19 protein-coding genes are annotated in these 24,900 nt (G+C 66.5%); 9 read left to right on the plus strand and 10 right to left on the minus strand.

Annotated elements, in window-relative coordinates:
• Positions 1-492: 492 nt before the first annotated feature.
• From FHS94_RS16990 to FHS94_RS17000, 3 genes are read left to right on the plus strand one after another with little or no spacing between them, the layout of a single operon-like run.
• Positions 493-2,268, plus strand: a complete 1,776-nt coding sequence (locus FHS94_RS16990) for a type I secretion system permease/ATPase (protein ID WP_184060102.1) — start codon at positions 493-495, stop codon at positions 2,266-2,268.
• Complete coding sequence (locus FHS94_RS16995) at positions 2,268-3,611, plus strand: HlyD family type I secretion periplasmic adaptor subunit (RefSeq protein WP_184060104.1); 1,344 nt, start codon at positions 2,268-2,270, stop codon at positions 3,609-3,611. The genes FHS94_RS16990 and FHS94_RS16995 overlap by 1 nt, the downstream gene beginning before the upstream one ends.
• A gap of 13 nt (positions 3,612-3,624) precedes the next feature.
• The gene (locus tag FHS94_RS17000; protein ID WP_184060106.1) at positions 3,625-5,367 is read left to right on the plus strand and encodes a TolC family protein; all 1,743 of its coding nucleotides are present in this window, start codon (positions 3,625-3,627) and stop codon (positions 5,365-5,367) included.
• Between the two features lie 366 nt (positions 5,368-5,733).
• On the opposite strand, the gene FHS94_RS17005 is transcribed toward FHS94_RS17000, so the two are convergent.
• The 3 genes from FHS94_RS17005 to otsB are packed head-to-tail and all read right to left on the minus strand — an operon-like array spanning position 5,734 to position 9,652.
• Complete coding sequence (locus FHS94_RS17005; protein ID WP_184060107.1) at positions 5,734-7,104, minus strand: alpha,alpha-trehalose-phosphate synthase (UDP-forming); 1,371 nt, start codon at positions 7,102-7,104, stop codon at positions 5,734-5,736.
• On the minus strand, positions 7,101-8,888 hold the full coding sequence (locus FHS94_RS17010; protein ID WP_184060109.1) for a glycoside hydrolase family 15 protein: 1,788 nt from the start codon (positions 8,886-8,888) through the stop codon (positions 7,101-7,103). Before FHS94_RS17010 ends, FHS94_RS17005 begins: the two co-directional genes overlap by 4 nt.
• Entirely contained in the window at positions 8,885-9,652 is a 768-nt protein-coding gene (gene otsB / locus FHS94_RS17015; protein ID WP_343055341.1) for a trehalose-phosphatase, read from the minus strand. Before otsB ends, FHS94_RS17010 begins: the two co-directional genes overlap by 4 nt.
• Positions 9,653-9,899: 247 nt before the next feature.
• Between otsB and FHS94_RS17020 the strand changes: the two genes are divergently transcribed.
• The gene (locus tag FHS94_RS17020; protein ID WP_184060114.1) at positions 9,900-10,373 is read left to right on the plus strand and encodes an NUDIX hydrolase; all 474 of its coding nucleotides are present in this window, start codon (positions 9,900-9,902) and stop codon (positions 10,371-10,373) included.
• Between the two features lie 32 nt (positions 10,374-10,405).
• Positions 10,406-11,383, plus strand: a complete 978-nt coding sequence (locus FHS94_RS17025; RefSeq protein ID WP_184060116.1) for an MBL fold metallo-hydrolase — start codon at positions 10,406-10,408, stop codon at positions 11,381-11,383.
• Here the strand turns inward: FHS94_RS17025 and FHS94_RS17030 are convergent, their stop codons facing one another.
• Positions 11,384-13,411 (minus strand): L-dopachrome tautomerase-related protein, encoded by a 2,028-nt coding sequence (locus FHS94_RS17030; RefSeq protein ID WP_184060118.1) that lies wholly within the window; start codon positions 13,409-13,411, stop codon positions 11,384-11,386.
• A 138-nt stretch (positions 13,412-13,549) separates the two neighbouring features.
• Between FHS94_RS17030 and FHS94_RS17035 the strand changes: the two genes are divergently transcribed.
• On the plus strand, positions 13,550-14,872 hold the full coding sequence (locus FHS94_RS17035) for a dipeptidase (RefSeq protein WP_184060120.1): 1,323 nt from the start codon (positions 13,550-13,552) through the stop codon (positions 14,870-14,872).
• A 3-nt stretch (positions 14,873-14,875) separates the two neighbouring features.
• Here FHS94_RS17035 and FHS94_RS17040 read toward each other — a convergent pair whose 3' ends face one another.
• Positions 14,876-16,243: a lipopolysaccharide biosynthesis protein gene (locus FHS94_RS17040; protein ID WP_184060122.1), complete on the minus strand. Its 1,368-nt coding sequence runs from the start codon at positions 16,241-16,243 to the stop codon at positions 14,876-14,878.
• Between FHS94_RS17040 and FHS94_RS17045 the strand changes: the two genes are divergently transcribed.
• From FHS94_RS17045 to FHS94_RS17055, 3 genes are read left to right on the plus strand one after another with little or no spacing between them, the layout of a single operon-like run.
• Complete coding sequence (locus FHS94_RS17045; protein WP_184060124.1) at positions 16,242-17,354, plus strand: hypothetical protein; 1,113 nt, start codon at positions 16,242-16,244, stop codon at positions 17,352-17,354. The genes FHS94_RS17040 and FHS94_RS17045 overlap by 2 nt on opposite strands.
• The gene (locus FHS94_RS17050; protein WP_184060126.1) at positions 17,351-18,496 is read left to right on the plus strand and encodes a hypothetical protein; all 1,146 of its coding nucleotides are present in this window, start codon (positions 17,351-17,353) and stop codon (positions 18,494-18,496) included. The genes FHS94_RS17045 and FHS94_RS17050 overlap by 4 nt, the downstream gene beginning before the upstream one ends.
• A 49-nt stretch (positions 18,497-18,545) precedes the next feature.
• Positions 18,546-19,022, plus strand: coding sequence for a DUF2141 domain-containing protein (locus tag FHS94_RS17055; RefSeq protein WP_184060128.1), 477 nt, complete (start codon positions 18,546-18,548; stop codon positions 19,020-19,022).
• Here the strand turns inward: FHS94_RS17055 and FHS94_RS17060 are convergent.
• The 5 genes from FHS94_RS17060 to FHS94_RS17080 form a co-directional block, all read right to left on the minus strand.
• On the minus strand, positions 19,019-19,702 hold the full coding sequence (locus FHS94_RS17060; protein WP_184060130.1) for an HAD family hydrolase: 684 nt from the start codon (positions 19,700-19,702) through the stop codon (positions 19,019-19,021). The genes FHS94_RS17055 and FHS94_RS17060 overlap by 4 nt on opposite strands.
• Positions 19,699-20,448, minus strand: a complete 750-nt coding sequence (locus FHS94_RS17065) for a nucleotidyltransferase family protein (RefSeq protein ID WP_184060133.1) — start codon at positions 20,446-20,448, stop codon at positions 19,699-19,701. The genes FHS94_RS17060 and FHS94_RS17065 overlap by 4 nt, the downstream gene beginning before the upstream one ends.
• The gene (locus tag FHS94_RS17070) at positions 20,445-21,362 is read right to left on the minus strand and encodes a hypothetical protein (protein WP_184060135.1); all 918 of its coding nucleotides are present in this window, start codon (positions 21,360-21,362) and stop codon (positions 20,445-20,447) included. Before FHS94_RS17070 ends, FHS94_RS17065 begins: the two co-directional genes overlap by 4 nt.
• Positions 21,359-22,438: a diacylglycerol/lipid kinase family protein gene (locus tag FHS94_RS17075; RefSeq protein WP_184060137.1), complete on the minus strand. Its 1,080-nt coding sequence runs from the start codon at positions 22,436-22,438 to the stop codon at positions 21,359-21,361. Before FHS94_RS17075 ends, FHS94_RS17070 begins: the two co-directional genes overlap by 4 nt.
• 113 nt (positions 22,439-22,551) lie before the next feature.
• Positions 22,552-24,831, minus strand: coding sequence for a putative bifunctional diguanylate cyclase/phosphodiesterase (locus FHS94_RS17080; RefSeq protein ID WP_184060139.1), 2,280 nt, complete (start codon positions 24,829-24,831; stop codon positions 22,552-22,554).
• Between the last annotated feature and the right edge of the window lie 69 nt (positions 24,832-24,900).

A 24,900-nucleotide genomic window follows, 5' to 3' on the forward strand; every position in this document is an offset into this window, starting at 1 on the left:
CTCATCCGTCAGCCAGTACAGGTCGCTCATCCACGCTCTCCTCACAGAGCCTGAATCAGATCGCGCCTCTCACATCAATGGGTCCTGACCCTAGGGCAAATTACCTCGTGATGTGTGCCTCGAGCGAGTAAGGACTGATTGTGAGGAAGCTCAAGCAAGACAGCCGAGGTACGCAGGGTATCAGCGGTTCGAGATGTCGAAGGCTGATTGAGGTAGCAAGCGAGCGCTCGCGCAATCGAGGCGGGTGAGGCCTTTGCAGTTTTCTATAAGCTGTCCGGTCTCAAGGGGCGTGGGCAAACTGGTTCGCTTATCAGAGCACCACCGCAGAACGACCGGTCAGGCAGCAGCTCACAGCTGGGAAGTGTCCCGGCACACAGAAGCCCGCACCGAAATTCACGGGCCGATATTTCGCGCGGCGCCGCTCGGAAGGGACCTGATAGGCTTGAGAACTGCCCTCTGAAGGGGGCGGGCAAAGCTGGGCGGGGACAAGTATTGGCGGCCGAAGTCAAACTAGGCACCCCGCTGTGGCGGGCCGTGCACCGGTACCGCACCGCGTTCATAACGGTTGCGATCCTCAGCGCGGTGCTCAACGTTCTGCTGCTGGGCGGGTCCATCTACATGATGCTGGTCTATGACTCGGTTCTGCCGAGCCACAGCCTTCCGACCCTGTTCAGCCTGTTGGCGATGATCACCATCGTTTACGCTTTCCAGGCGCTATTCGATATGATGCGCAGCCGCATCCTGAACGACGTAGGCAGCGCTCTCGACCAGAATATGCAGCCCCTTGTTCAGCGCGCGATCAGTGAGGCTGCGCTCCGCGGCGGGCGCTTCAGCGGGGACGGCATGACCCCGATGCGCGACCTGGACAACATCCGCGCCTTTCTGTCCGGCACCGGGCCGACCACCCTGATTGACCTGCCCTGGATCGTGTTCTTCCTGGTGGTCCTGAGCATGCTCCATATCTGGCTGGGAGTGACGGCGCTCGTCGGCGCGCTGATCATGATCGGCATGACCTGGATGACCGATCGCGCTACCAAGGCGCCGACGCAGGAGATCGGCCAGCTCACCTCGTACCGCAGCGGCATGGCCGAAAGTAATCTGCGGCATGTGGAAGTGCTAACCGCGCTTGGCATGCGGGAACGGATGCGGGACCGCTGGAGCGAGGTGAACAAGGTTTACCTGGCGTCCAACGACCGGCTTGCGCGCTCCGTCGCCGTGCTGGGCGGCAGCAGCAAGGTCTTCCGCATGTTCCTGCAGTCCGCCATCCTGACGGTCGGCGCGCTGCTGGTGATCGATGGCAAGGCATCGGGCGGCGTGATCTTCGCTTCCTCGATCCTGTCCGGTCGCTCGCTGGCGCCGATCGACACGGCCATCGCCAACTGGCGCGGCTTCGCCTCGGCGCGCGCAGGCTGGCGGCGGTTGAACGATCTGTTCGCCCGCCTTTCCGCCGCTGGCGACGCGGTTGTGCAGCTGCCCCGTCCGAGCAAGGAACTGTTGGTCGAGCAGGTCGTGATCGCTCCTCCGGGTACGCAGCGGGTGACCGTGCAGCATGCCCAGTTCCGGCTGGGTGCCGGAGACGCGTTGGGCATCATCGGGCCGAGCGCGGCGGGCAAGACCAGCCTGGCGCGGGCGCTGATCGGCGTGTGGCCGGTGCTGCGCGGCTCTGTCCGCCTGGACGGCGCGACGCGCGACCAGTGGGATCCGGAGCGGTTCGGAGAGGCCATCGGCTATCTTCCGCAAACGGTTGAACTGCTGGAGGGCACCGTTGCCGAAAACATCGCCCGCTTTGAGCCCGACGCACCCTCCGAGGTGATCATCGCCGCGGCGCAGGCGGCCGGCGTCCACGACCTGGTTGTTGCCCTGCCCCAGGGCTATGAAACGCCGGTCGGCAGCGATGGCACGCAGCTCTCCGCAGGACAGCGCCAGCGCATCGGCCTTGCCCGCGCGCTGTACGGGAATCCGTTCCTGGTGCTGCTCGACGAGCCGAACTCCAACCTGGACCAGGCGGGCGAGGAAGCATTGGAGCACGCCATCGCCGGGGTGCGTGCGCGCGGTGGCATCGCCATCGTCATTGCCCACCGGCCATCCGCCCTGGCGCGGGTGAGCCACGTCCTGTTCATGCGCGATGGCCGCCAGGAAGCGTTCGGCCCACGCGACGAAGTCTTGGCAAAGATCATGAGCAAGCCCATTCCGATCAACGCGGGCGTCGAGGCGGCCGACAACTCTCGCGGTGAGGCCCCGCGCAAGGCCGCCGGAGGTGAACGCTAATGGCTACCAACCTTCCCGCCCGCCTGACCACGCCGGATTGGCAGGTCGAGCATTATGATCCCGAAATGCAGATGCGGAGGCGGCTTCGCACCGCCCTGCTGACCATCGGTGCACTTGTGGTTGCGTTTGTCGCGCTTGCCGTGTTCATCCCGATCGGCGGCGCCGTTGTCGGCGGCGGCCAGGTCGGCGTCGAATCGCGCGTCAAGCGTATCGCCCATCCGATCGGCGGCACGATCGCGGCCATCTATGTCCGCAACGGCGACCATGTGAACAAGGGCGACATCCTGATGCGCCTGGACGACAAGGTGACGGGCAGCCAGTCGGAACTGTCGTCGCTGACCGTTGATCAGCTCACCGCCCAGCGCGCGCGCCTGGAGGCGGAGCGGCTTGGCACCGGACGGATCAACTTCCCGGCAGAGCTTCGCGCGCGCAACGACGCCGGCGCTCGCCAGGCGATGGCGGACGAGGAGAAGCTGTACCGCATCCGTCGCGCCGAGGAAGGCGGCATGCGCGCCCAGCTGGAAGCGCGGGTCGCACAGAACCGCAAGCAGATCGACGGCTATGAGGCGCAGATCCGCGCCCTGCAGAAGCAGGCTGCCCTGATCGAGCCCGAGCGCAAGGGCGTCAAGGAGCTGTGGGAAAAGGACCTGGTCACCATCTCCCGCGTCAACCAGCTTGAACGGACCAGCGCCGACATGGAGGGCAGCATCGCCGCCCTGCAGGCGCAGATCGCGCAAACACAGGCGCGCATCACCGAAGCGAACGAACAGCTGATCCAGCTTGGCCAGACGCGGCGGAGCGATGCGGGTACCCAGCTTGCCACCATCAACGGCAGCCTGAACCAGGAACAGATCCGCAGCGTCAACGCCGCCGACATCCATGAACGCAGCGTCATTCGCGCACCCTATTCGGGCACGGTGGACAAGCTCGCCTTTGCCACCATCGGCGACGTGATCCGCCCGGCGGAAACGATCATGGAGATCGTGCCCGACCAGGATCGCCTGCTGGTGGAAGCCATGGTCAGCCCCGGCGACATCGACCAGGTCCAGACTGGCCAGGATGCACGGATCCGCTTCACCGCGTTCAACTCGACCGCGACGCCGGAAATCACCGGCCGGGTGATGCTGGTCGCGCCGGAGCGGACCAACGACCAGGAAACGCGGCAAAGCTATTTCGCGGTTCGCATCGAGGTCGATCAGGCGGATCTTGCCCGCTGGCCCGAGCTGAAGCTGCGCCCGGGCATGCCCGCCGAGGTGTTCATTGCCACGGGCAGCCGGTCGATGCTGAGCTACATGACCAAGCCGTTGCGCGATCAGTTCGCTCGCGCCTTCCGCGACAACTAAGCCAGAGGGCTGCATGATCCGACATTTCGCACCAGCCCTGCTGCTTGCCTGCAGCATGGCCACCATCGCTGCCGCGCAAACCCGGCCGGCGACCCGCCCAGCGTCGCCGCAAGCGCCGGCCCCGGTCGCGAAGCCCGGCCAGCAGCCTGCCGCCGCCCCGGTCACGGGCACGCCCGACGTGCCGCCCGCGTCCACGTCAGCACAGGTGATCCAGGTGGCACCGGTGGCGGGGCCACGCCCCTCCCCCACCTATCGCCCCGATGGTGGTGGCTATCTGTCGGGCGGGCCAGAGCGTGACCGCAACGACCCGGTGCCGGCGCTGGCGCCCGTGCGCTCGCTCGCCGAAGCGATCACGGTGGCGTATCGGACCAACCCCAACCTGCTCGCCGCGCGGGCACAGGCGCGCGCCGCGGACTATCGCGTTCCCCAGGCACGCTCCGCCTTTGGCCCGGCGCTTTCGGCCACGGGTGCCTACACCTTTACGCGCAGCCGCGTTGAAGTGTTGCCCGGCACCTTTGCCGGCGCGCGCGGCTGGGCGAGCACCGCATCGCTCGTCCTTAACCAGCCAGTCTTCACCTTTGGCCGCAACGCTGCGAGTGAAGCCGGCGCGATCGCAAGCTCGCAGTTCCAGCGCGACAGCCTGCGCATCACCGAAGCGCAGACGCTGAACGGCGTCGTGACGGCCTATGTGTCGGTGCTGCGTGACGCGACCTCCGTCACCATTGCTCGCCAGAACCTTGCCCTGCTCGAAGAGCAGCTGCGCCAGAACCAGATCCGGTTCGACGTACGGGATCTGACGCTGACCGACCTGGACCAGACCCGCACGCGCGTGGACCTGGGCCGTGCTCAGCTTCTGCAGGCCGAGGGACAGCTTGGCATTTCGCAAAAGCAGTTCCTGGCCTCGGTAGGCGCTCCTCCGGGCGACCTGCTGCCGCCCGATCTGCTGGACATCCGCTTCACCGCGCTCGACGCCGCTTACTCCTATGCGGAGGCGAACGGCCCGCTGATCCGTGCGGCCCAGTCGCGCGAAAAGATCTCACGCGCCGCGGTCAGCGCTGCAAAGGCGGAGTATCTGCCGCGGGTCGATCTGCGTGGAACGGCGGACTACGGCTCCGTGTCACCCTATAACGACAATCTGCGCACGACCCAGCTTGTGGGCCAGGTGGTCCTCAGCCAGCCGTTGATCGACTCGGGCCTGCGTCGCGAGCGGACCAACGAGGCACGGGAAGCGAACCAGTCCGACTGGCGGCTGCTCGACCAGGCTTATCGCGACACGCGCGAATCGATCGGCAGCGCTTGGGACCAGCTTGCCTCCTCGCGGGCGAGCCTGGGCGATTACCGGTCGGCGATCGCGGCCGCCCAGCGCGCTTACGACGGTGCCCTGCTTCAGCAAAAGGCGGGTGACCGCACCACGCTGGACGTTCTGGACCTTGCCCGCGACCTGCTGACCGTGCGCAATAACTACAACATCACGGTCGCGAACGAGTATCTCGCCCGCGCCAGCCTGCTGGCGTCGGCCGGGCTGCTCGAAGGGCCGCTGCTCGTTCCGGGCCTGGAAGGCTATGATGCGGATGCGCATTATGAACGCGTGTTCCACCGCGGCGACATTCCGTTGTTTACCCCGGCGGTCAGCGCGCTTGATCATCTGACCGTTGGCGACAACAAGCGCGACCGCCCGGCGCGGGATGCCGGCGCGCAGGCAGCATTGGGAGAGATCACCAAGCTGCCCCCGCCCGATCCGGTGACGACGCGATGATTGTCGCACGGCCCGGCCCGCTTCAGGTGAGCATCGCCCCACCACCGATGCACTAGGGCTAACCGCCGTCGTCGTCCCAACGTTTGCCGGCAGCTAGACTGACACAGACAATGGCACGGGTTGGATCAGAACAGAGCCGGACCTAATTCAGAACCGGACCTCAAACAACGTCGGCGCTTCTGACGTTAAGTATTCATTGCAAACATCGGTAGTGGTGCATCCGCCTAGTAAGCAGTACCGCTTCAAGTGCGCGCCGCGCTTATCCCGTCGTCACCAGTCTTGGGGTCCAGCTCTGTTGGGTATACCGCTCGCGAACAACACCTCTGGCTAGGTAGTCAACCGGCGTTCGAGTACTGGTCGGCCATATTAAACTTCTTCGAGCGCGTCCGTGAAGCGCTGGCGCCACCAGAGCACGTCCTCCGCCGTGACGTTCTCCATCATCGCCTGCCAGCGCTGCTGGCGTTCCTCCAGCGGCATCTTGAGCGCGAGCATGATCGCGTCCGACATCTCCTCCGCGCTATAAGGGTTGACCAGCACCGCGCCCTTGCCAAGCTGCGCGGCGGCACCGGCGAAACGCGACAGGATCAACACGCCGGGATTGGCCGGGTCCTGTGCCGCCACATATTCCTTGGCGACCAGATTCATGCCGTCGCGCAAGGGCGTTACCAGCCCGATCTTCGCCGCCCGGTAGATGCCGGCAAGCACGCCCCGCGGATAGCCCTGGTTGACGTAGCGGATCGGCACCCAGTCGACATCGGCATAGGCACCGTTGATCCGCCCAGCCAGTCCTTCCAGCGTCGTCCGAATCCGCTGGTAACTCTCGACCGACCCGCGAGAAGGCGGCGCGATCTGGAGCAGGAAAACTTCCTTCCGCTCCTCCGGGTATTCGTTGAGGAACCGCTCATAACCCAGGAATCGTTCTTCCAGCCCCTTTGAGTAGTCGAGCCGGTCCACCCCGACCATCAGGTCGCGCCCCGTGGCGCTCTGGCGCATCTGGCGAAAGGCGAGCCTGGCCGGCACCGAACTCGCCGCTGCGACGAACTCGGCGGTGTCGATGCCGATCGGCGCCACCACCAGCTTGACCCGGCGACCATCGAGGCAGAGCACATCGCCCTCCTCTTCCACCGCGCCAAGCTCGTTGCGGGCGTAATCGCGGAACGAGTCGAGCCATTCCTCCGTGTGGAAACCGACCACGTCATAGGCGAAAAGCGTCCGGGTCAGCGTCGCTGCTTCGGGCAGGGTCGCGAGCAGCCGGCGTGGTGGCCAAGGGATGTGGAGGAAAAAGCCGATCTTGTTGCGGCAGCCGCGCTGACGCAGCGCGTCGCCCAACGGGAACAGGTGGTAATCCTGCACCCAGACCGTATCGTCCGGCTCGATCAAGGGGACCACGGTGTCGGCGAAGCGGTCGTTGACGCGCTGGTAGCCGCCGGCAAAGCCGCGCTCATATTCGGCGATGTCGATTCGGTAATGGAATAGCGGCCACAGCGTCCGGTTGGCGTAGCCGTTGTAATATTCGTCGACGTCCTGTTCCTCCAGGTCGACGGTCGCGGTGGTGACTCCTTCGGCCCGGTTGAAATTAATGCTGCCGGTAAAGCTTTCCACGGTTTCCCCGGACCAGCCAAACCAGATGCCGCGATATTCACGCAGCGCCGCCTGCAGCGCGACCGCAAGCCCACCCTGCGCGCCCGATTGGTTGGGAGCGGAAACTCGATTGGAAATGATGATCAAACGGTTCAACGAATAGTTCCCCAGGGCTGGCTCAGCAGCACCGCGCAGTTGATGATCCCGACCAGCGAATAGGTTTGCGGGAAATTACCCCATAGCTCGCCCGATACCGGGTCGATATCCTCCGACAACAGACCCGATCGCGTCCGCCGGGATAGCATCTCCTCGAACAACTTCCGCGCATCCGCGTGCCGGCCGGTCAGGTGCAGCGCCTCGATCAACCAGAAGGTGCAGAAGTTAAACGCGGTCTCGGGTAATCCGAAGTCGTCTTCGGTAGCATAACGCAGCATGTGCGACCCACGCCGCAGTCCCGCCTCCACCGCGTCCAGCGTCGACAGGAAACGGGGGTCCTTCGGCTCCAGGAAGCGAAGGTCGAGCAGCTGGATCAGGCTCGCGTCCAGGTCATCGCCCTCGAACGTGGCGGACAGGCGACTTGTCTCGTCCCGCCATGCCGATTGCTGGATGGTGGTATGGATCTGGTCGGCCCGCTCCTGCCAGAGCACTCGCCGGTCTTCCAGCCCAAGCACCTTGGCGGCATTGGCCAGCCGGTCGCACGCCGCCCAACACATGGCCGTCGAATAGGTGTGCACCGATTGGCGCGTGCGCAGCTCCCACAGGCCGGCATCGGCCTTGTCATGAACTTCCCAGGCGAGCTCGCCAACCCGCTCCAGCGCTTCGAAGTCGCCAAGGTCGGCCATGCGGAACAGCCGGTGGTCGAAAAACGCCTGGACGTTGGACAGCACGATCTGGCCATAGGCGTCGTGCTGGACCTGTTCATAGGCCTGGTTGCCCACGCGCACCGGCCCCATGCCGCGATATCCCGCCAGCGATGGCTCCTCGCGCTCTTCCAACGTCGATTCCCCCAGCACGCCATAAAGAGGCTGGATGTGCCCGCCCTGCGACTGGTCGACGATGTTGCGCAGGTAGGCCAGATAGCCTTCCAGCACGTCGAGCGCGCCCAGGCGATTGAGCGCCTGCACCGTGTAATAGGCATCGCGGATCCAGCAGTAGCGATAATCCCAATTTCGCTGCGAGCCGGCATGTTCGGGAATAGACGTGGTCAGCGCCGCGACGATCGCGCCTGTTTCCTCATGCTGGCAAAGCTTCAGCGTGATGGCGGCGCGGATCACCGCTTCCTGCCATTCCAGCGGCGTGGCGAGCCCGCGCACCCACTCCATCCATTCCTGCGTGGTGTCGGCCAGCATCTGCCCGACCGTTACCGACAGGTCGCCCGAAAAACTTTCGTCCGGTCCAAGGAAAAAGCATAGCTCATGCTCCAGCCGGAACGTTCGTTCGTTCTGGATGAGGCCGATCGGGGCGTTGGTGGTGAGGCGCAGCGGCTGGGGATCGACCAGGAAGCGGATGTGATTGGAGCCGGAGGTGGTTGCCGGCACCTCCCCGCTCCACCCGCTTGACGGTCGCAGCCGCACCGTGATCCGGGGCGAGCCGGACAATGGCCGTACCGTCCGGACAAAGGCGACCGGCCGATACAGGCGATGATGCCGCTCGAACCGCGGGCAGAAATCGACCACCTCGATCGCGTTGCCCGCGTCGTCGCTGTGGCGGGTGACCAGCACCGCCGTGTTGCGGCGATACGCCTGTTCGGTGCGGGTGCAGCCTTCCAGCTCGATCGACCAGATGCCGCGCTGGTCCTCGTCGCGCGTGTTGACCAGTGCCGAAAAGACCGGCTCGCCATCGACGCGCGGCACACATCCCCAGACGAACCGCCCGGCCCGGTCGACAAGGGCGCTGACCTGGCAATTACCGATGGGCCACAGGTCGAGATCGGGTGTCATGCGAGTGCTTTCTGCGCGCGTTGGAGCCATTCAAGTGTCGCCGGCACATCGACCAAACGATAACGGGCGGCGGTAGGCCGCGCCGGGCCGACCAGGATGCCGGTTCCACCCATGGTTGCTGCGGCCTCGAACGCCACCTCGTCGGTGTGGTCGTCGCCGATAAAGATCGGGCGCCCGGCCGCCATCACCGGATCGGCCATCAGGGCGCGCAGGGCCGTGCCCTTGTCCTCCCCGGCGACCTTGATCTCGAACACCATCTTGCCGGGCTGTAAGGTAAGGCCGTCGCGCTCGGCCAGCTTGGTCGCAAGCGCGCGGCACGCTTCTTCGGCGGCCGGCGCAGTCCGGTAGTGCAACGCGGCCCCGAACGGCTTCTCCTCGACCACCAGCCCCGGCGTCGCACGTTTCAACGCCCGCATGTCCGCAACGACCTCCGACAGGGCAGCGGGCGTGGCAGGGGTGATAAGCCGCCCGTCCGGGAAGCGGACTTCCAGGCCATGACTTCCGCTCGCCGCGAAACGCCCCCCGACCAAAAGCCTATCGATCTCCCCTAGCGCACGTCCGCTGATAATCGCGACGCGACCCTGAAGCGACACGAGCAGGCGCGGCAAGAGAGACTTGAGCACTTCCTCGACGATCACCGCATCGGGCTGCTCCGCGATGGCGACCAGCGTTCCGTCGAAATCCAGGAACAGGCTGCTCTCGCGCAGCAACTCCTCTGGTGGTGCGGGAAGCTGTTCCGCCACGCCGGGGTCGGTTTCTTCCACTAACGGTGGTCGTCCGGCGTGATCACCGCCATCTGTCGCTGCAACTGCGAAGGCCATGGGGGCGTAACAAGCTGGAACCCGCGGCGTTCCTCGCGCCTGCGGATCGATTGCGTTCGTCGCGCTCGGACGCGGGAACGTTCGTCATCATACGCGTTCTGTCGCTTCAGAAAACAAGGGCGACGGGTCGATCAAGCCCGCGCCGGTCTAAAGGGGAAGCGACGATGCGCATCGATGCGGCGGGCAGGCCATGGTAGTGAAGCGCAGTGCCGGCGTGCTGCTGCACCGCCCGGGCGCCCAAGGCCTCGAAGTTCTCCTCGTTCACCCCGGCGGCCCGTTCTGGCGCAACAAGGACGTGGGCGCATGGCAACTGCCCAAGGGGATGGTGGAACCCGGCGAGGATGATGAAACCGCCGCCCGGCGCGAAGCGGCCGAGGAACTCGGCATCCGGGTTGCCGTTCCCCTAACCCCGCTGGGCGAGGTGCGCCAGTCGGGCGGCAAGACGGTGGTCGCCTTTGCCGCTAGTCTTGACCTCGACCCAGCCAAGGTCGTCAGCAACACGGTGGAGATCGCCTGGCCTCCCCGAAGCGGCAGGACCATGACAATCCCCGAGGTCGATCAAGCGCGCTGGTTCGGCCTGGATCAGGCACGCACCATGATGCTGGTCAGCCAGGCCCCGTTCCTCGACCGCCTGATCGAGCGGTGCGGTGCGGATGCCGGATGACCTGACCGCATCCGCTGGGCTAGCGTCAGCTCATGCCCCGCAATCCCCATTACGCCGGCCCGTCGAGCGATCACTTCGACGGAACACGCTTCTTCAACCCCGGCGAGCCCTCAACCGACCGCAGCCTGGGCCAGGTTCTGCGCTGGAAGATGGCAGACGCTGCGGCAAAGTGGCCAACGGGCGCACCCGTCACGCCTGCACGTCCAGCAGCCAGGGTCGATGCGCTGACCGTCACCATGGTCGGTCACGCGAGCCTGCTGATCCAGGTCGCCGGGCTGAACCTGCTGACGGATCCGGTCTGGTCCGATCGTGCGAGCCCGTTGAGCTTCGCCGGCCCCAAGCGGGTTACGGCACCGGGTGTGGCGTTCGAGAACCTGCCCCCGATCGACGCGGTCCTGCTCAGCCACAATCACTACGACCATATGGACGTCGCCACGCTCCGCCGATTGCAGGCGAGCTTCGCGCCGCTGTTCGCCATGCCGCTAGGCAACGACGCGATCGTCAGGGCGGCCGTGCCGGGCGCGCGCATCGTCGTCGGCGACTGGCACGATCGCCTTGATCTGGGCGGAAACTGCTCCTCGACACTGACCCCCGCCAATCACTGGTCTGCCCGGGGCGCCCGTGACCGCCGAATGGCGCTATGGTCGGGGCACTGGATCCACACACCCGTGGCCAGCATCTGGTTCGTCGGTGACACGGGCTACGGAACCGGCAAAATCTTCCATGACCTGCGCGCCCGTCATGGGTCGCCCGATCTCGCCCTGATCCCGATCGGCGCGTACGAACCGCGCTGGTTCATGGGCGACCAGCATGTCGACCCGGCAGCGGCGGTCCGCATCATGCAGGACCTTGGCGCCGCCCACGCGCTTGGCATCCATTGGGGCACGTTCCAGCTCACCGACGAGCCGCGCGAGGCTCCCGTGGATGAGCTGGCGACCGCGCTCGCCGACGCCGACATCGCACCCGACCGCTTCGTGGCAGCGGAAGCGGGCGCGACCTATCGCTTCTGATCAGCCGGCCGGCTTGAATGAGAAAAGCTGTGTCCGGACCGAGGGCGGCGCGCCGGGGGTGAACCACTGCGTGTCCTGGATGTGACTAGCCGTCACGTACATCGTCCCGTCCGGCCCTTCGGCGAAGGTATCGGGCCAGCGCAGCCGCTTGTCGGTCAGCACCGTTTCCACTGTCGACCCGGCCAGACGCTTGATCGAATAATCGGTGGGCGAAGTGAGATACAGCACCCCGGCCTTGCTCATCCACAGCCCGTCCGCGACATGGGTCTGCGCCACCGTCTTCACGCCCGCCGCGCGGTCCTGCTCGCCCCTGCCCTGTTGCAGCAGCGCCGTGTCGATCGAGTATAGCGTCTTGCCGGTCAGCGCCTGCCAATAGAGCGTGCGTCCATCGGCTGAGATCGCGATGCCGTCGGCGGAGAACATGGGCTGACGGCCATCCGGGCGGACCAGCGGCTTGCCCTCGATTTCCACCTTCACCGTCTTGTCGATCTGGGTCGATGGGTGCCCGTCGAGCGCGCGCCAGCTCTTGCCGTATTCAAGGTCGACGACGATGATCGCGCCGCGCGTGCCGCTATCGGTGATGTAGCCGATCTTTCCGTCGGGTGAGAATCGGATGTCGTTCAGATAGGTCCCTTGCAGCGCGACGTCGCCGGGAACGGCAATGACCTTGCTAACCTGATTGGTTTGCAGGTCCACCTTGACCAGCTTGGGCGCGCCTTCGAGGATCTTCTCATTGCCGGGCGCGCCGGGGTCGAGCACCCACAAGTTGCCATGACCGTCCGGAACGATCGACTGCACGCAGACGAAATAGTGCCCGACCGGCAGCTCGTTGGCGCGCGCGTTGCGCCAGCTGTTCCACTTGGCATCGGGATAGGGGCGCAGACTGCCGTCCTTCATCACCTCCGCGACGGAGATCGGCGCGTCATCGGTCCAGCGCGGGAAGTTCACGAAGCGGCGGCCATCCGCGACCACGGCGACGCCGGTCACCTGATGATCGAACTGGGCGACCTGAGTCAGTTGCCCGCTGCGCCCTTGGGCCTGGGCGATCCCCAGCGCCGTCGCGGCAATCAGGCCAGCGGCGGCAACGCCGACGATCAGGGAAGTGGCTTTCGTCATGGGAAGGCTCCTGTCGGTACTGTCGGCGAGGGTGGCGATATCGCCGGTGAAGAGGTGGATCAGGTGTCGCGCGACCTCGCGCGGGTTCTCGCGTTGCGCGAAGTGGCCAACGCCTGGCACCGTCACAAAGGCGAAGGGACCGGCGAACTTGGCCGGCACCGTGCTGCTTGCCGAGGGCGGGTTCACCCCGTCGTCCGCGCCCTGGACGTAGATTGTCGGCAGCGAAAGCGTCTGCGTTTCCCTGATCTTGTCTTCCAGCCAGATGCTGCGGGGATCGGGCTCCGCCTCTTCCCAGCGGCAGCGATAGCTATGAAGCGTCACATCGACCCAGTCGGGATTGTCCCATGACCGGGCGACGCGGTCGAACGTCGCCTCGTTATACCAGCCGGCGGGCGACCAGTTGTCCCAGTGCCGGCGTGCGAAGCCGCGGCGGTCGTCGCGCACCGCCTGGGCACCACGTTTGGTGGCCATGAACCAGTGATACCATTGCCGCTGCGTCTGGTCGAAGGATGGGGTCGGCACCCCGCCCAGTCGCGGCGGTGAGCAGAGCATCGCCATTCGCTCCGTCCGGTCGGGCCAGCCCACCGCCAGCGCCTCGGCGATGTTCGATCCCCAGTCGTGGCCCGCCACCATGAACCGTTCGACGCCGATCGCGTCCATCAGCCCGATCATGTCGATCGCGAGCGTGGCGCTGTTCCCGAACGGTGGCGCATCGCCATGCAGCCGCGTGTCGCCAAAGCCGCGCAGGGTGGGCACGATGGTCCGCAACCCCGCCCCGTGCAGCAGCGGCGCTATCTCGTCCCAGGTAGATGCGTCATCGGGCCAGCCATGGATCAGCAGCACCGGCTGCCCATCTCGAGGCCCGCCGTCCCGGTATGCGATGGTGGCATTCTCGATTGCAGCGGTCGGCATGGCGGCGAAGCGTTCGGCTCGCCGGTCCTGTTCCGCCCGCGCGGAAACTTCGCCCCCGCGTCGGGCGGAACGTCCGTGCCCTGTACATCGGTACGGGCATCCTCCAGCCTGCGCCAATCGGACATTCAGGGGATGGAAATGCAGGACAACTGGTCGCGCACGACGAAAAGAAAATCCCTGCGCCTCAGCCTCCTTCTCGCGGCGGCGACCTTGGTGGCTGCGACACCGGCTTTGGCACAGGACTATGCCGCCCGCGTCGCGCGCGTGCTGAAGGCGACCCCCCTCATCGACGGGCATAATGACTGGCCCGAGGCGCTGCGCGAGCGGGAGGGCGACGCGCGCTGGACGATGGACCTGACCGACCTGTCTGCCCGGCCTGAGCCGTACAACACCGACATCAACCGTTTGCGGCGCGGCATGGTCGGCGCGCAATTCTGGTCGGTTTGGGTGTCCCCCGACCTGCCGGGCCTTGAACAGGTCGAACAGACGCTTGAGCAGATCGACCTCGTCCGGTCACTCGCGGCGCGCTCCCCCCAGACTTTCACGATCGTACGCACCGCGGACGAGGTTCGCCGCGCACACAAGGCTGGCCGCATCGGCTGCCTGATCGGGGTTGAGGGCGGCGGTCAGATCGATGCCGACCTATCGGTGCTGCGCACCTATGCGGCGCTGGGCGCGGGTTACCTGACGCTGACCCATTCGCGAACCATTGAGTGGGCGGACTCGGCCACCGACGATCCGAAGCATGGCGGCCTGACCGATTTTGGCCGGCAGGTCGTGCGAGAGCTCAACCGCCTGGGCGTGCTGGTCGACCTCAGCCATGTGAACGAGGACACGATGCGCGATGCGCTGGAGGTGACCCGCGCGCCGGTGATATACTCCCACTCGGGCGCCCGCGCGATCAACGACCATCCTCGCAACGTGTCGGATGCGACGCTGAAGCTGGTCGCCGCCAACGGCGGCGTCGTCATGGTGGACTATGCGCCCGGCTACGTCTCCGATGCGTATCGCCGCTGGTCAGCCGATGCGGCCGCGGAAAAGACCCGCCTCAATGCGCCGCCCTATGGCGGGCTCGACATCGGCCAGCCTGAAAAGGCCGCGGCGGACTATGCAGCCTGGCTCGCCCAGCACCCTGCCCCGCAGGTCACGCTCGCGCAGGTGGCGGACCATATCGATCATGTCGCGCGGGTCGCGGGCGTCGATCACGTCGGGATCGGCTCCGATTATGACGGCGTGGGCTCGACCCTGCCGGCAGGGCTGGGTGACGTGACCACCTACCCTGCCCTGTTGGCGGAGATGATGCGGCGCGGCTGGTCGGACAAGGACGTCGCCAAGCTGGCGGGCGGCAACGTCCTGCGGGTCATGGCCGCGGCGGAGAAGGTGAAGACGCAGCTCGCCGGGGAACTGCCCGCGTCAACGCCGATCACCTCCCGCGCCGTGCGACCCGCAACCAACCGATGAGTGTCAGGCGGCTGATCGGGCAAGGCCGCGGATCAGCCGCAACGCCGCGTGGACCAGCATCGCCAGCAGCAAGGCCGACGCGATCAGCGACGCGATGCTCGCCCCGATCACGCCCAGCGGCGGCATCAACAGCGCCACGGCAATGAACAGCACGGCCGCGGCGACGACCCGAATCACCAGCGCCTGCGTCGCGTGACCCGTGCCGAGCAACACCGGCTCGAACCCCACCGCCATGATGTCGAACCCCGCCGCGATGCCAAGCAGCACCAGAACCGGATAGGCGCCGAGGTACTTCGCCCCCGCGATCAGGTGCAGCGCGGGTGAGCCGAGCAACGGCACCAGCACACAGGTCGCGCCGCCCACCGCAACCGCCAGCTTGCCCGACTGGCGGACCAGCGCGACCAGCCCCTCATACGTGCGGCTGGCGTCGGCACGGCTCACCTCCGGAAACACGCCGCGCGCGAACATGTCGGCAAGGCGGACCAGCGACTGGCTGAGCTGATAGGCCAGGCGATAATTACCCGCCGCTGCCGCGCCGGTCACCAGCCCGACCAGCACCACTACCACCTGGCGTGACGCGACGGTCAGTGTCGATCCGATGTTGGTGACGAAGGCAAAGCGCCACAGCCCCGGATTTTCCGCCGGCGCGCGCAAGCCGCCCCGCCAGTGGCTCATCAATCCGGGTGCGGCACGTGACGCGCTGATCCAGTAGGCGACAGCGGTCAGCACCTCGGACGCGGCCCAGGCGATCAGGAAGCCGGTGACCGTCGCATGCCACCACACCGCGATCCCCGCGCCGATGAACCGCACCAGCGGGGTCACGGCATCGGCCCCCGCCCCGGTCGCGAACTTGTCGTGGAGTCGAAGGACACCGACCGCAGTGGATCGGACGGACAGCAACAACACGAAGCTGAACAACAGCGCGTTGCGCGTCAGGTGGGGGGACCAGCCGAAGTGATCCTGCATCAACAGCATCGCAATCGACGCGAGCACGCAGCCGACCAGTGCCGCCCCCAGGTCGAGCAACAGGCAAAATCGCACGACCCGGGCCAGCGCCGCCATGTCGCCGCCGCCCGGCCGCTCACGGTGCGCCATCCCGAACCGCACCACGATCTGCCAGGTCTGGAACCCGGCAAAGGCGGCCACCGCCTGTGCCGTGCTAAGCACGAGAGAGAACTGGCCGAACTTCTGCACGCCCAGCGACCGGGTCGCGAGCGCCAGGTAGACGATCGACAGGACCGCACCGACCCCTTTGCCCGTCAACAGCCAGCCAACATTGCGCAAGGCGCGGCCGAACGGCGTCGGTTGCCGCGTGGAGGATACCAACGACTTCTTCCCATTGTGTTCGGGTGCGATAAGGCGCGCACCCATGCGGATCGCCTTCCTTTATATCGCCGAGGCCTACCAGTGCTACCATGGTGCGGCGATCGCGCTGGAACTCGCGGACCGGCATCGCTGGACGGTGGTGAACTATTACAACGACCCGGACACGCCGCATCATCTGGAGCGCGTACGCCGCGCCATGGACGCGCCGCCGGGGAACTATCGGCGGCTGCACCGATCGTTCCTGACCCGCGCCCTCCAGCGCCTGAAGCGGCTTGGCATGTTCAAGGACATGGTGATGCGGGACAACATCGCCGAATTGGACGGCTATGACGCGGTGTTCGCGGTGGAGAACACGGTTGCCGCGTTGCGCCGCCTGGGTGCCAAACATCCGGTGCTGATCTACAGCCCGCACGGATTCGGCGATCGGGCGCGCGGCTTCATTCCCCGCATCGCCACCTTCGACCTGGTCCTTCTTGCCGGCCCGAAAACCGCCGCGCGGATGCTGGAAGCGAAACTGGTGCGAGAGGGTGGCTATGCACTGACAGGGTCGGTAAAGCTCGACACCGCCGCTCACCTGGCAACGGCAGAGGGGCTGCCCTTCGCCAGCCCGGGCCCCATCGTGCTCTATAACGCGCACAAGGAACCCAAGCTAACCTCCTGGTATCGCTTCATCGAACCCATGCTCGATGGGTTCGCGGCCGACCCGTCGATCAACCTGATCGTCGCGCCTCACGTCAAGCTGTTCCGGCGTTGTAACGATGAGCTGCGCGATCAGTGGCGGGCGCGCAGCACCGCCAACGTCCTGGTCGACCCCGGTTCCGATCGGTCCGTGGACATGAGCTATGCGGTTGCAGCCGACATCTATGTCGGGGATGTCAGCAGCCAGGTATATGAATTCCTTGCCGACCCGCGCCCCTGCGTCTTCCTCAACGCGCACGGGATCGACTGGCGTGATGACCCCAGCTTCGCGCACTGGCATCTGGGTGACGTGGTGGACGATCCGGCGCAGTTGATGGACGCGATCCGCGCCGCCCCCGCCCGCCATGCACTCTATGTTGATCGGCAGCGCGCGATGGCGGCGGCGAGCCTGGGCGATACCAGCCCCGGCGCCGCGGCACGGGCAGCAGACGCGATCGTGGAATATGTCACGCGATGAAGGTCGGGTTCCTCTACAATCACGACGCGCTGCACCAGATCAGCCACACCGCGCCTGTCATCCCGGCACTGCTGCGCTATCCGGGGGTGGAGGTGCGGGTGCTGACCTCGTCCGATGAACAGGCGGCGCGGGTGCGGGCGCTGATCGGGGCGGAGGCGGCGGCGCGGGTCCGTTTCGTGCCGCTGGCGATCGGCCGCGGCGCCATGACGCTGGACCGCGTGCTCCGCTTCGTTGCCCCGTTCCGCCGCGTCGCGACCTTGTGGCAGAACCGGGCGGCCTTTGCCGAGCTTGACGTGCTGGTGGTGCCCGAGACCACGTCGCTGCTGCTGCGCGAGCGCATGGGGCTGCACGGCCTGAAGTTCGTCTGGATCCCGCATGGCGCTGGTGACCGATCCGTCGGATTTCGCGCCGTGGCGCGCCAGTTCGACCTGGTCCTGCTGTCGGGCAGGAAAGTGCGCGACCGCATGCTCGACGCAGGGCTGGTCACGCCCGACAGCTATCGCATCATCGGCTATCCCAAGTTCGACACGATCGGGGCCGGCGATCCACCGCGCCTGTTCGCCGACAACCGGCCCACCGTGCTCTATAATCCCCATTTCGATCCGCGCCTGTCATCCTGGTACCGGATGGGGCCGGCGATCCTGGACTGGTTCGCTGGCCAGTCCCGCTTCGATCTGGTGTTCGCGCCCCATGTCATGCTGTTCCAGCGCCGCATCCATGCCTCGGTAGAGCACCGGCAGCTCCATTGGCGGCCCGATGTGGCTGGCCGCCATCGTGAGGACCCGCACATGATCATCGACCAGGGAAGCGATCGCTCGGTCGACATGACCTATACACGCGGCGCCGACATCTACATTGGCGACGCAAGCAGCCAGATCTACGAATGGATCGCGCGCCCCCGCCCGGCCATCTTCATCAACGCCGCGGGGCTCGACTGGCGTGACGATCCCAATTTCGCGCACTGGCACCTGGGGGAGGTGGTGGAGACGATCGACCAGCTCCCCTCTGCGCTCGACCGCGCGGCGGCTGACCCGCACCGATTCGACGCAGCGCAGCGCGCCGCGTTCGCCGCCACCTTCGACCACACGGATCAGCCCGCGGCCGATCGCGCCGCTGCTGCCATCGTCGAACAATTCAGCTGAACCTTGTGCGCCCATCAAAGGTTCAGCTTCGCGGCCCTAAGGATCAGCGATGACCATGAGAACTGCGATCACCGCCGGCCTGTTCACCGCTGCCTTCGCCACACTGTCGCCCACCACCGCATCAGCCCAGTCCTGCACCGGAGCGCACACGCCCGGCGCCGCGCGCCTGACCGTGGAGGCCACCGGGCTCCGCAACGGGAATGGAGAGGTCGCGTTTACGGTCTATGCCAATGACAGCCGCAAGTTCCTGGCCAAGGGCGGCAAGCTGTTGCGCGCGCGGGTGCCTGCTGTTGCCCCGATAACGCAGACCTGTTTCTGGCTGCCGCCCGGCATCTATGAGGTGGCGCAGTATCATGACGAGAATGCCGACCACGACTTCAACCGCACGCTGTTCGTGCCCAAGGAAGGGTTCGGCTTCTCGAACGATGCGTCGACGACGCTTGGCCTGCCGTCGATGAAGGATACGCAGTTCACGCTGCCAGCAGGGGGCCGTACCCTGCGGGTAAAGATGCGGTACCGGCGCTAGCGCCACTCGGCGCAGCGCCAGCTCCGTGTTGCAGCCAGCGCGCGCAGCTTCGCATCCGGATTGATCACGACCGCCTCGTCGACCCAGGCGAAAGTCGGCTCGTCACTGATATGGTCTGAATAAAAGCGCAGGTGCGCGTCCGCCCTCGCGACACCCTGGTCCGCCAGCCACGATGCCAACATGGCCTGCTTGGCACCGGCGTAACAGTTCGGTCCGTCCAGCGCCGGAGTGATCCGCCCCGCCCCGTCCCGCAGCGCCCGGGTCGCGACCAGGTCGGCAACCTCCAACCGAGCGGCGATCGCATCGGCGTAAAAGTGGTGCGCCGCCGTGGCGATCACGATTCGCCGCCCTTCCGCACGGTCTTGCCGCATCTGCTCCAGCGCGGCGGCCCGAACATGATCCCGAGCGAACCATGCCGAAAAGGCATCTCCAGTTGCCGCTGCCCTGTCGGGTGTCATCCTTCCGCCCAGCAACAAGCGATGCATGATTATCTTTAGCCGGTTGCGGTCGATCAACCCTGCTGCCCGGACACCCGCCGCGACGCCGACCAGCGGCAGCAACGCCAGCCGCCAAGGCGCATCACGCCGCGCCGCAAACAGCAGAAACGGCGTCCAGGTCGGCCAGTCGGTGATCGTCCGGTCCAGGTCATAGATCGCCAGCCGGACAGGCTGGTCGGTCATGTCAGCAAGCCGCGAACCAGTTCGAGATCGCCGGGCGAGTCGACATCCACCGCCGCCAGCCCGTTCCCAGCAGCCACGATCCGCGCCTTTATCCCGACGCCCTCACCGATCCGCGCCACAGCGGCGGCCAGGGTCAGCCGCCCGGTCAGATAACGCCAGATCATACCCAGCCCGAGGCGGCGCACGATCCGCCATGGCCGCTTGCGGTCGCGTTCGACATGGCTCCACAAATCCAGCGCGCGCGACGCCGCCGGGGTCACGAGCAGGAACAGGTTGCACCCCGACCAGCGCCCATCGGCAAAGGACAGATAGGTGCGGCGGCTGGGCGGCGCGTCCCGCTCGATCGCCTCTTGCCTGGCGAGCAGCACGGCCACGTCCGCCTCTGCGGGCACGGCCTGCAAAAAGTCGCTGATCCATTCGGGCCGCAACAAGGGGTGATCCGCCGTGGTCAGCAGCAACGGCGCGCCGGCCAGCGCGAGTGCAGCGGCAGCGCTGCCGCTCGGCCCCGCTTCCGCCGCAACCGGCTCCGCCCCCAAGGCCACTGCCGCCGCGCTCACTGCCTCGTCGCCGGTGCTGACCAGGATGCGGGTCATCCCCGCGCTACGCAGCGCCGCGACGACGTACGCCAGCATGCTGGTGCCGCCGATCTCGATCAGTGCCTTGTGCCGGACGCCAACTGCCTGGGCGAGCGGATCGCCCCCCGGTCGGCTTCCCGCCAGGATCAGGGCCGTGGTGACCGATGTCATGCGTTGCGGGCTGCCGCGTTCTGCGCCCGCAGCACGCGCCACAACACGCCGGGGCCCGCCAGCACGGGATGGCGTTCGCGCCAGGGTGTCAGTGCGATGTGCACGCCCGTGTGCCGCTGGATCTTCCACAGGCCGTAGCGTGCGGCGCCTTCGAAGGTGAAGGCGGCCTTCACCAGCCGAGCGATGTTCAGCGCCTTGCCCATCGCCGCGCGCGTCAGCCACGCCTGGGCAAGCCGGCGGCAGCGGCCGAACGACAGGCGTGGCGCCACCCCTTCGCTTCCGCGATGGAATGGTATTCCCGCCGCGTCCCAAGCCAGCGGCAGCAATTGGTCATAACGCTCGGGCGCATGGGCCAGCACCTGTAGCTCGCGCCCGGGTGCCTCGACTCTCAGTTCGGCCCGGTACGTCTCGCGCAGCAATGCCTGCCAGTAATCGGCGGGCCGGCCCTGGCGCGGGCCCAGGGCCGCCGCAAAGGAAGCGGCGGTGGTGGCGGCGGCGGCAACCGCGCGAGTTACGCGGGCCTGCTCATCCGGTCCCAAAGCCCAGACCAGCGCGCTCGGCTGCGCAAAGCGGACCCACACGGTGGTATCGATCGATACGCCCGTCGTCGCCCGTTCAAAGGTCGCCAGGGTCATAGTGGCGACTTTGGCCCGGATCACCCGCCCACCTGCGGGGATCTCCTGGAAGCTGACATCGGGCCACAGATACCGCGACGCGAAGCCGCCGTCGCGATCGGTCAGCACATAAAAGTCCAGTATGTCGCCCAACTGACGCGTGCGCAGGACGGAGCCATAAAACAGCACCGCCACCCCGCCCAGCCGTGCCGCCAGGGTCCGCGCAACCTCCGTCACTTCGGTCGGAACCTCCGCCGCCAGGTCCCGGATTACAGCGCTTTGCAGCGCCGAACCGGTCATGGCACCAGGAACCGCAGCGGCGCTCCCTTGCGAACTGACAGGTCACCGCCGCGATACAGTTCGCCGTCCAGGATGAAGCCCGACGGCACAGAGATGGTCATCGCTTCCATATCGGCACGGTGATAGCCGATACGCTCCAGCCATCCGGCCTCAGACCCCGACAGCAGCATCGGCGCGGTCGCAACGATGTGACGGGGTGGCGCGTCGATGCCCAGGAACTTCAGCCCGGCGCGCTCCCGCCCGAACGGCTTCAGCCCCAGCGGCAACCGCTCCAGCGTGGAGCCGAGCACCAGATACAGCGAGCGGTCGAGCCGGCGCCCGTCCTCCAGTTGGATCTCCATCCGCTCGCCCTGCCGCCAATGATTGTTGCTGCCGGCAAATGCGGTCTGCAGAACGCCGCCAGTCAGCGCCATGCCGACGGCAAGACCCCGGAACGCGCCAACCTTGTGGGTTTCCTGCGCCAGCGCGGTCGCCTTTACGAACGCCCCCGTCCCGAACAGAAAGCCGCGCAGGCCGGGTCCCGCCTCCCCCAGGCGCGACACCTCGATGGGAGAGCGAACTCTTATCTGACCCGTTGCCGCGGCCGCGATCGCATCCTTCAGCGACCAGTCGGCGGGCACGCCCAGATCGATCGCCAGCGCGTTGGTCTTGCCCGACGGCACCACCGCGATCGTCGGCATAGGGCCGGTGAAGACACGGGCACTCGCGCTCAGTACGTCTCGGATGGTGCCATCCCCACCATCGATGACCAATGTGTCGATCTTGGATTCAGCGAAGCGTGCCAGCGCCGCGTCAAGCTCGCCAACGCTGGACGGAGCCGCCCAGTCCAGCAGCGTTGACCCGTTGAAGATTTCGCGCGCGGCATTGCGATGGGCGCGCTTGTTGACGATGGCACCGATGCGAAGCCCGCGATCGACCGAGGGCCAACCCGTCTTGCCACGCCGCAACTGTTCGGGCGCGACCAGCTCCGCGCCGACACCCGCTCGCGCCAGCGTCGCGCCGCCATGCGGAACAGCGGCCGCGCCGCCCGCAGGCGCAAGCCGAGGCAGCCCGGGCCCGAACGCGTGTTCTTCCATTCGTAACGCTACTGTCATGACACGGACATAGTTCCCCCACTCGGACAAAATTAGGGCGAGCCGAGCAGGTTTTTTTGTCAGCCCCTAAATGTCAGCCTCCCGTCCAATCTGGGTTAGGCTGCCAGACTGGTATTTGTCAGGCGCTGCACGAAGTCGGTGGCCGGCATCGGACGACCGATATGGTATCCCTGTGCCATGTCGCAACCAACCTCCCGCAGGAAGTTGAGGCAGGCTTCCTCCTCGATGCCTTCCGCGACGACCTTGATGCCCAGCTCGTGCGCCAGGTCGACCGTGGACCGAACCATCAGCGCATCGGCTCGGTTCTGGTGGGCGTGCTGGACGAAGCTGCGGTCGATCTTCAGTTCCGACAAGGGCAGCTGGCGCAGATAGCTGAGCGTCGACTGGCCGGTGCCATAATCGTCCATCGACACCGACACGCCCATCGCGCGCCATTCGCCCAGCACGGCGGCCGCGCGCTCCGGTTCGGCCAAGGCCGCCGATTCGGTCACCTCCAGGATCAGCCATTCGGGTCGCACCCGCCCGCTTTCGATCACGTCGCGAACCTTGGCCGCGAACGAAGCGCTGGCCACCAGCTTTGCCGACACGTTCACCGCCGCGGTCAGCTCCAGCCCGCTCGCCCGCCACGATTGCAGGTCGTTGACGACGCGATCGAGCACGAACAGTGTCAGCGGGCCAATCCGGTCCGCCTGCTCGGCAAGCGGAATGAACAGGTCCGGCCGCACCATCCCGCGAGTCGGATGGCGCCAGCGCACCAGCGCCTCGCAACTGGCGATCCGATCGGCGGCGATGTCGAGCTTGGGCTGGTAATGCACCTCGATCTGCCCGGCCCCTATGGCCTCGTCGAGTTCGCCCATCAGGATCAGCTCGCGCTCGACCGCGTCCATGTCGACCTGGTCGTGTCGCGCGAACACGTTCTCCGCCGCGGCCTGATTCGCCGCCCGCGTCGCACGCGACAGCCGGTCGTTATCCGCGCCACCGGTGACGACCCCCAGATGCACCGCGGCATCGACCAGGCGGCCGGCGATCTCCACTGGCTGCCTCATCACGGCGCTCAGCCCTGCGACATGCTCGTCCAGGTCGACATCGGCGGGCAGCAACAGCCCGAGCAGCCGGTCCCCCAGCCGGTATACCTGCCCACCGAACCGCAACCGGTCCGCCAGGCGCAGCACCAGGTCGTGCCCGGCCCTGTCACCACAGATGGTGAGCAGATTGTCGAAATTGCCGATCAGCGCCACCACGACCTGCCCGTCCACGCTGCCAGCAAGATCGGCCGCCATGACCCGCTTGTTGGGCAGCCCTGTATCCGCGTCCACGCTGCGCTCACGCTCGATCCGGTGAAGGAACTTGATCCCCGCCAGCCCCGCAGCGACGAGAAGCAGAAGGATCACGCCGGGTGCAAGCGGATACACCCGCCCCCATGCAACCTGAACCGTCACGCCCGCCACGAACAGGGCAAAGGGCGCCAGGATCGCCGCTACAGGCCCCGCCGTGCCGCTCAGCAACAACACACCCGCGCCGATGGCCCCGGCCACCAGCAGCACTGTGAAGATGCTTCCCTGCACCGGGACGCCGCGACCCAGCGTTTCGGCAGCCAACGCCTGCACGACGACCCCCGGAACGACGCCCCAATATGGTGTCGCATAACGGTCGCCCATCTCGATCGCGGTCGCGCCGATGATCACGTCCTTTCCGCGCACCTGCGCTGGATCGAAATGCCCATCGCGAACGGCAACAAAGCTTAGTCGCGGCAGGGTGCCGGGATCGATACCGAAATCGATCGGAAAGCTTTCGTCCGCCTTCCCGGACCGGCGCGCCATGTAGGAGGATAACGAAGGCCGCGGCACGCCATCCGTCACCGTCCCGAACGGCGCGCGGCGCACCACCCCGTCGGGATCGGGCAACATGCTGACCGACGCCAGAGCGACATGGTCGCGCAGGATGGGAATCGGGAGCGAGTCTATGGAGCGCTGGTCGTCCGATCGCGCCCGCTGCCCAAAGGTCGGCAGCGCGACCAGCCCGTCGGCCCTGGCCAAAGCCTTTGCCAACTCCGCATCACCGGCAGGAGTAGCCGGAGAAGACAAGTCGACGTCAAAGGTGATGGACCCTGCTCCGGCCGTGCGCAGCTCGTCCACCACCGCGGCATAATGGTCGCGCGCCCAGGGCCATTCGTGGATCGCAGCCACGCTCGCCGCGTCCATCTCGACAACCACGACCTGCCCGCTGGCCGGCCGGGTCCAGGCCGCCACGCGCAACGGGTCGATCAGTTGTTCCACCGGTGCCGTGCCGCCCGACAATGTCATGGAAAGGGCCGCGATCATGGCGGCCACCAGCACGAGCAGGCGCGGCTTCTTGATGTACAACGCAAACGACAAACGGCGCACTCCACTGGGGAGCACGCCGTTTAGTTCGATCCACCTAACAACCCGTCACCGGGATTGACG

The organism is Sphingomonas aerophila, from assembly GCF_014199305.1.
Classification (GTDB): Bacteria; Pseudomonadota; Alphaproteobacteria; order Sphingomonadales; family Sphingomonadaceae; genus Sphingomonas; species Sphingomonas aerophila.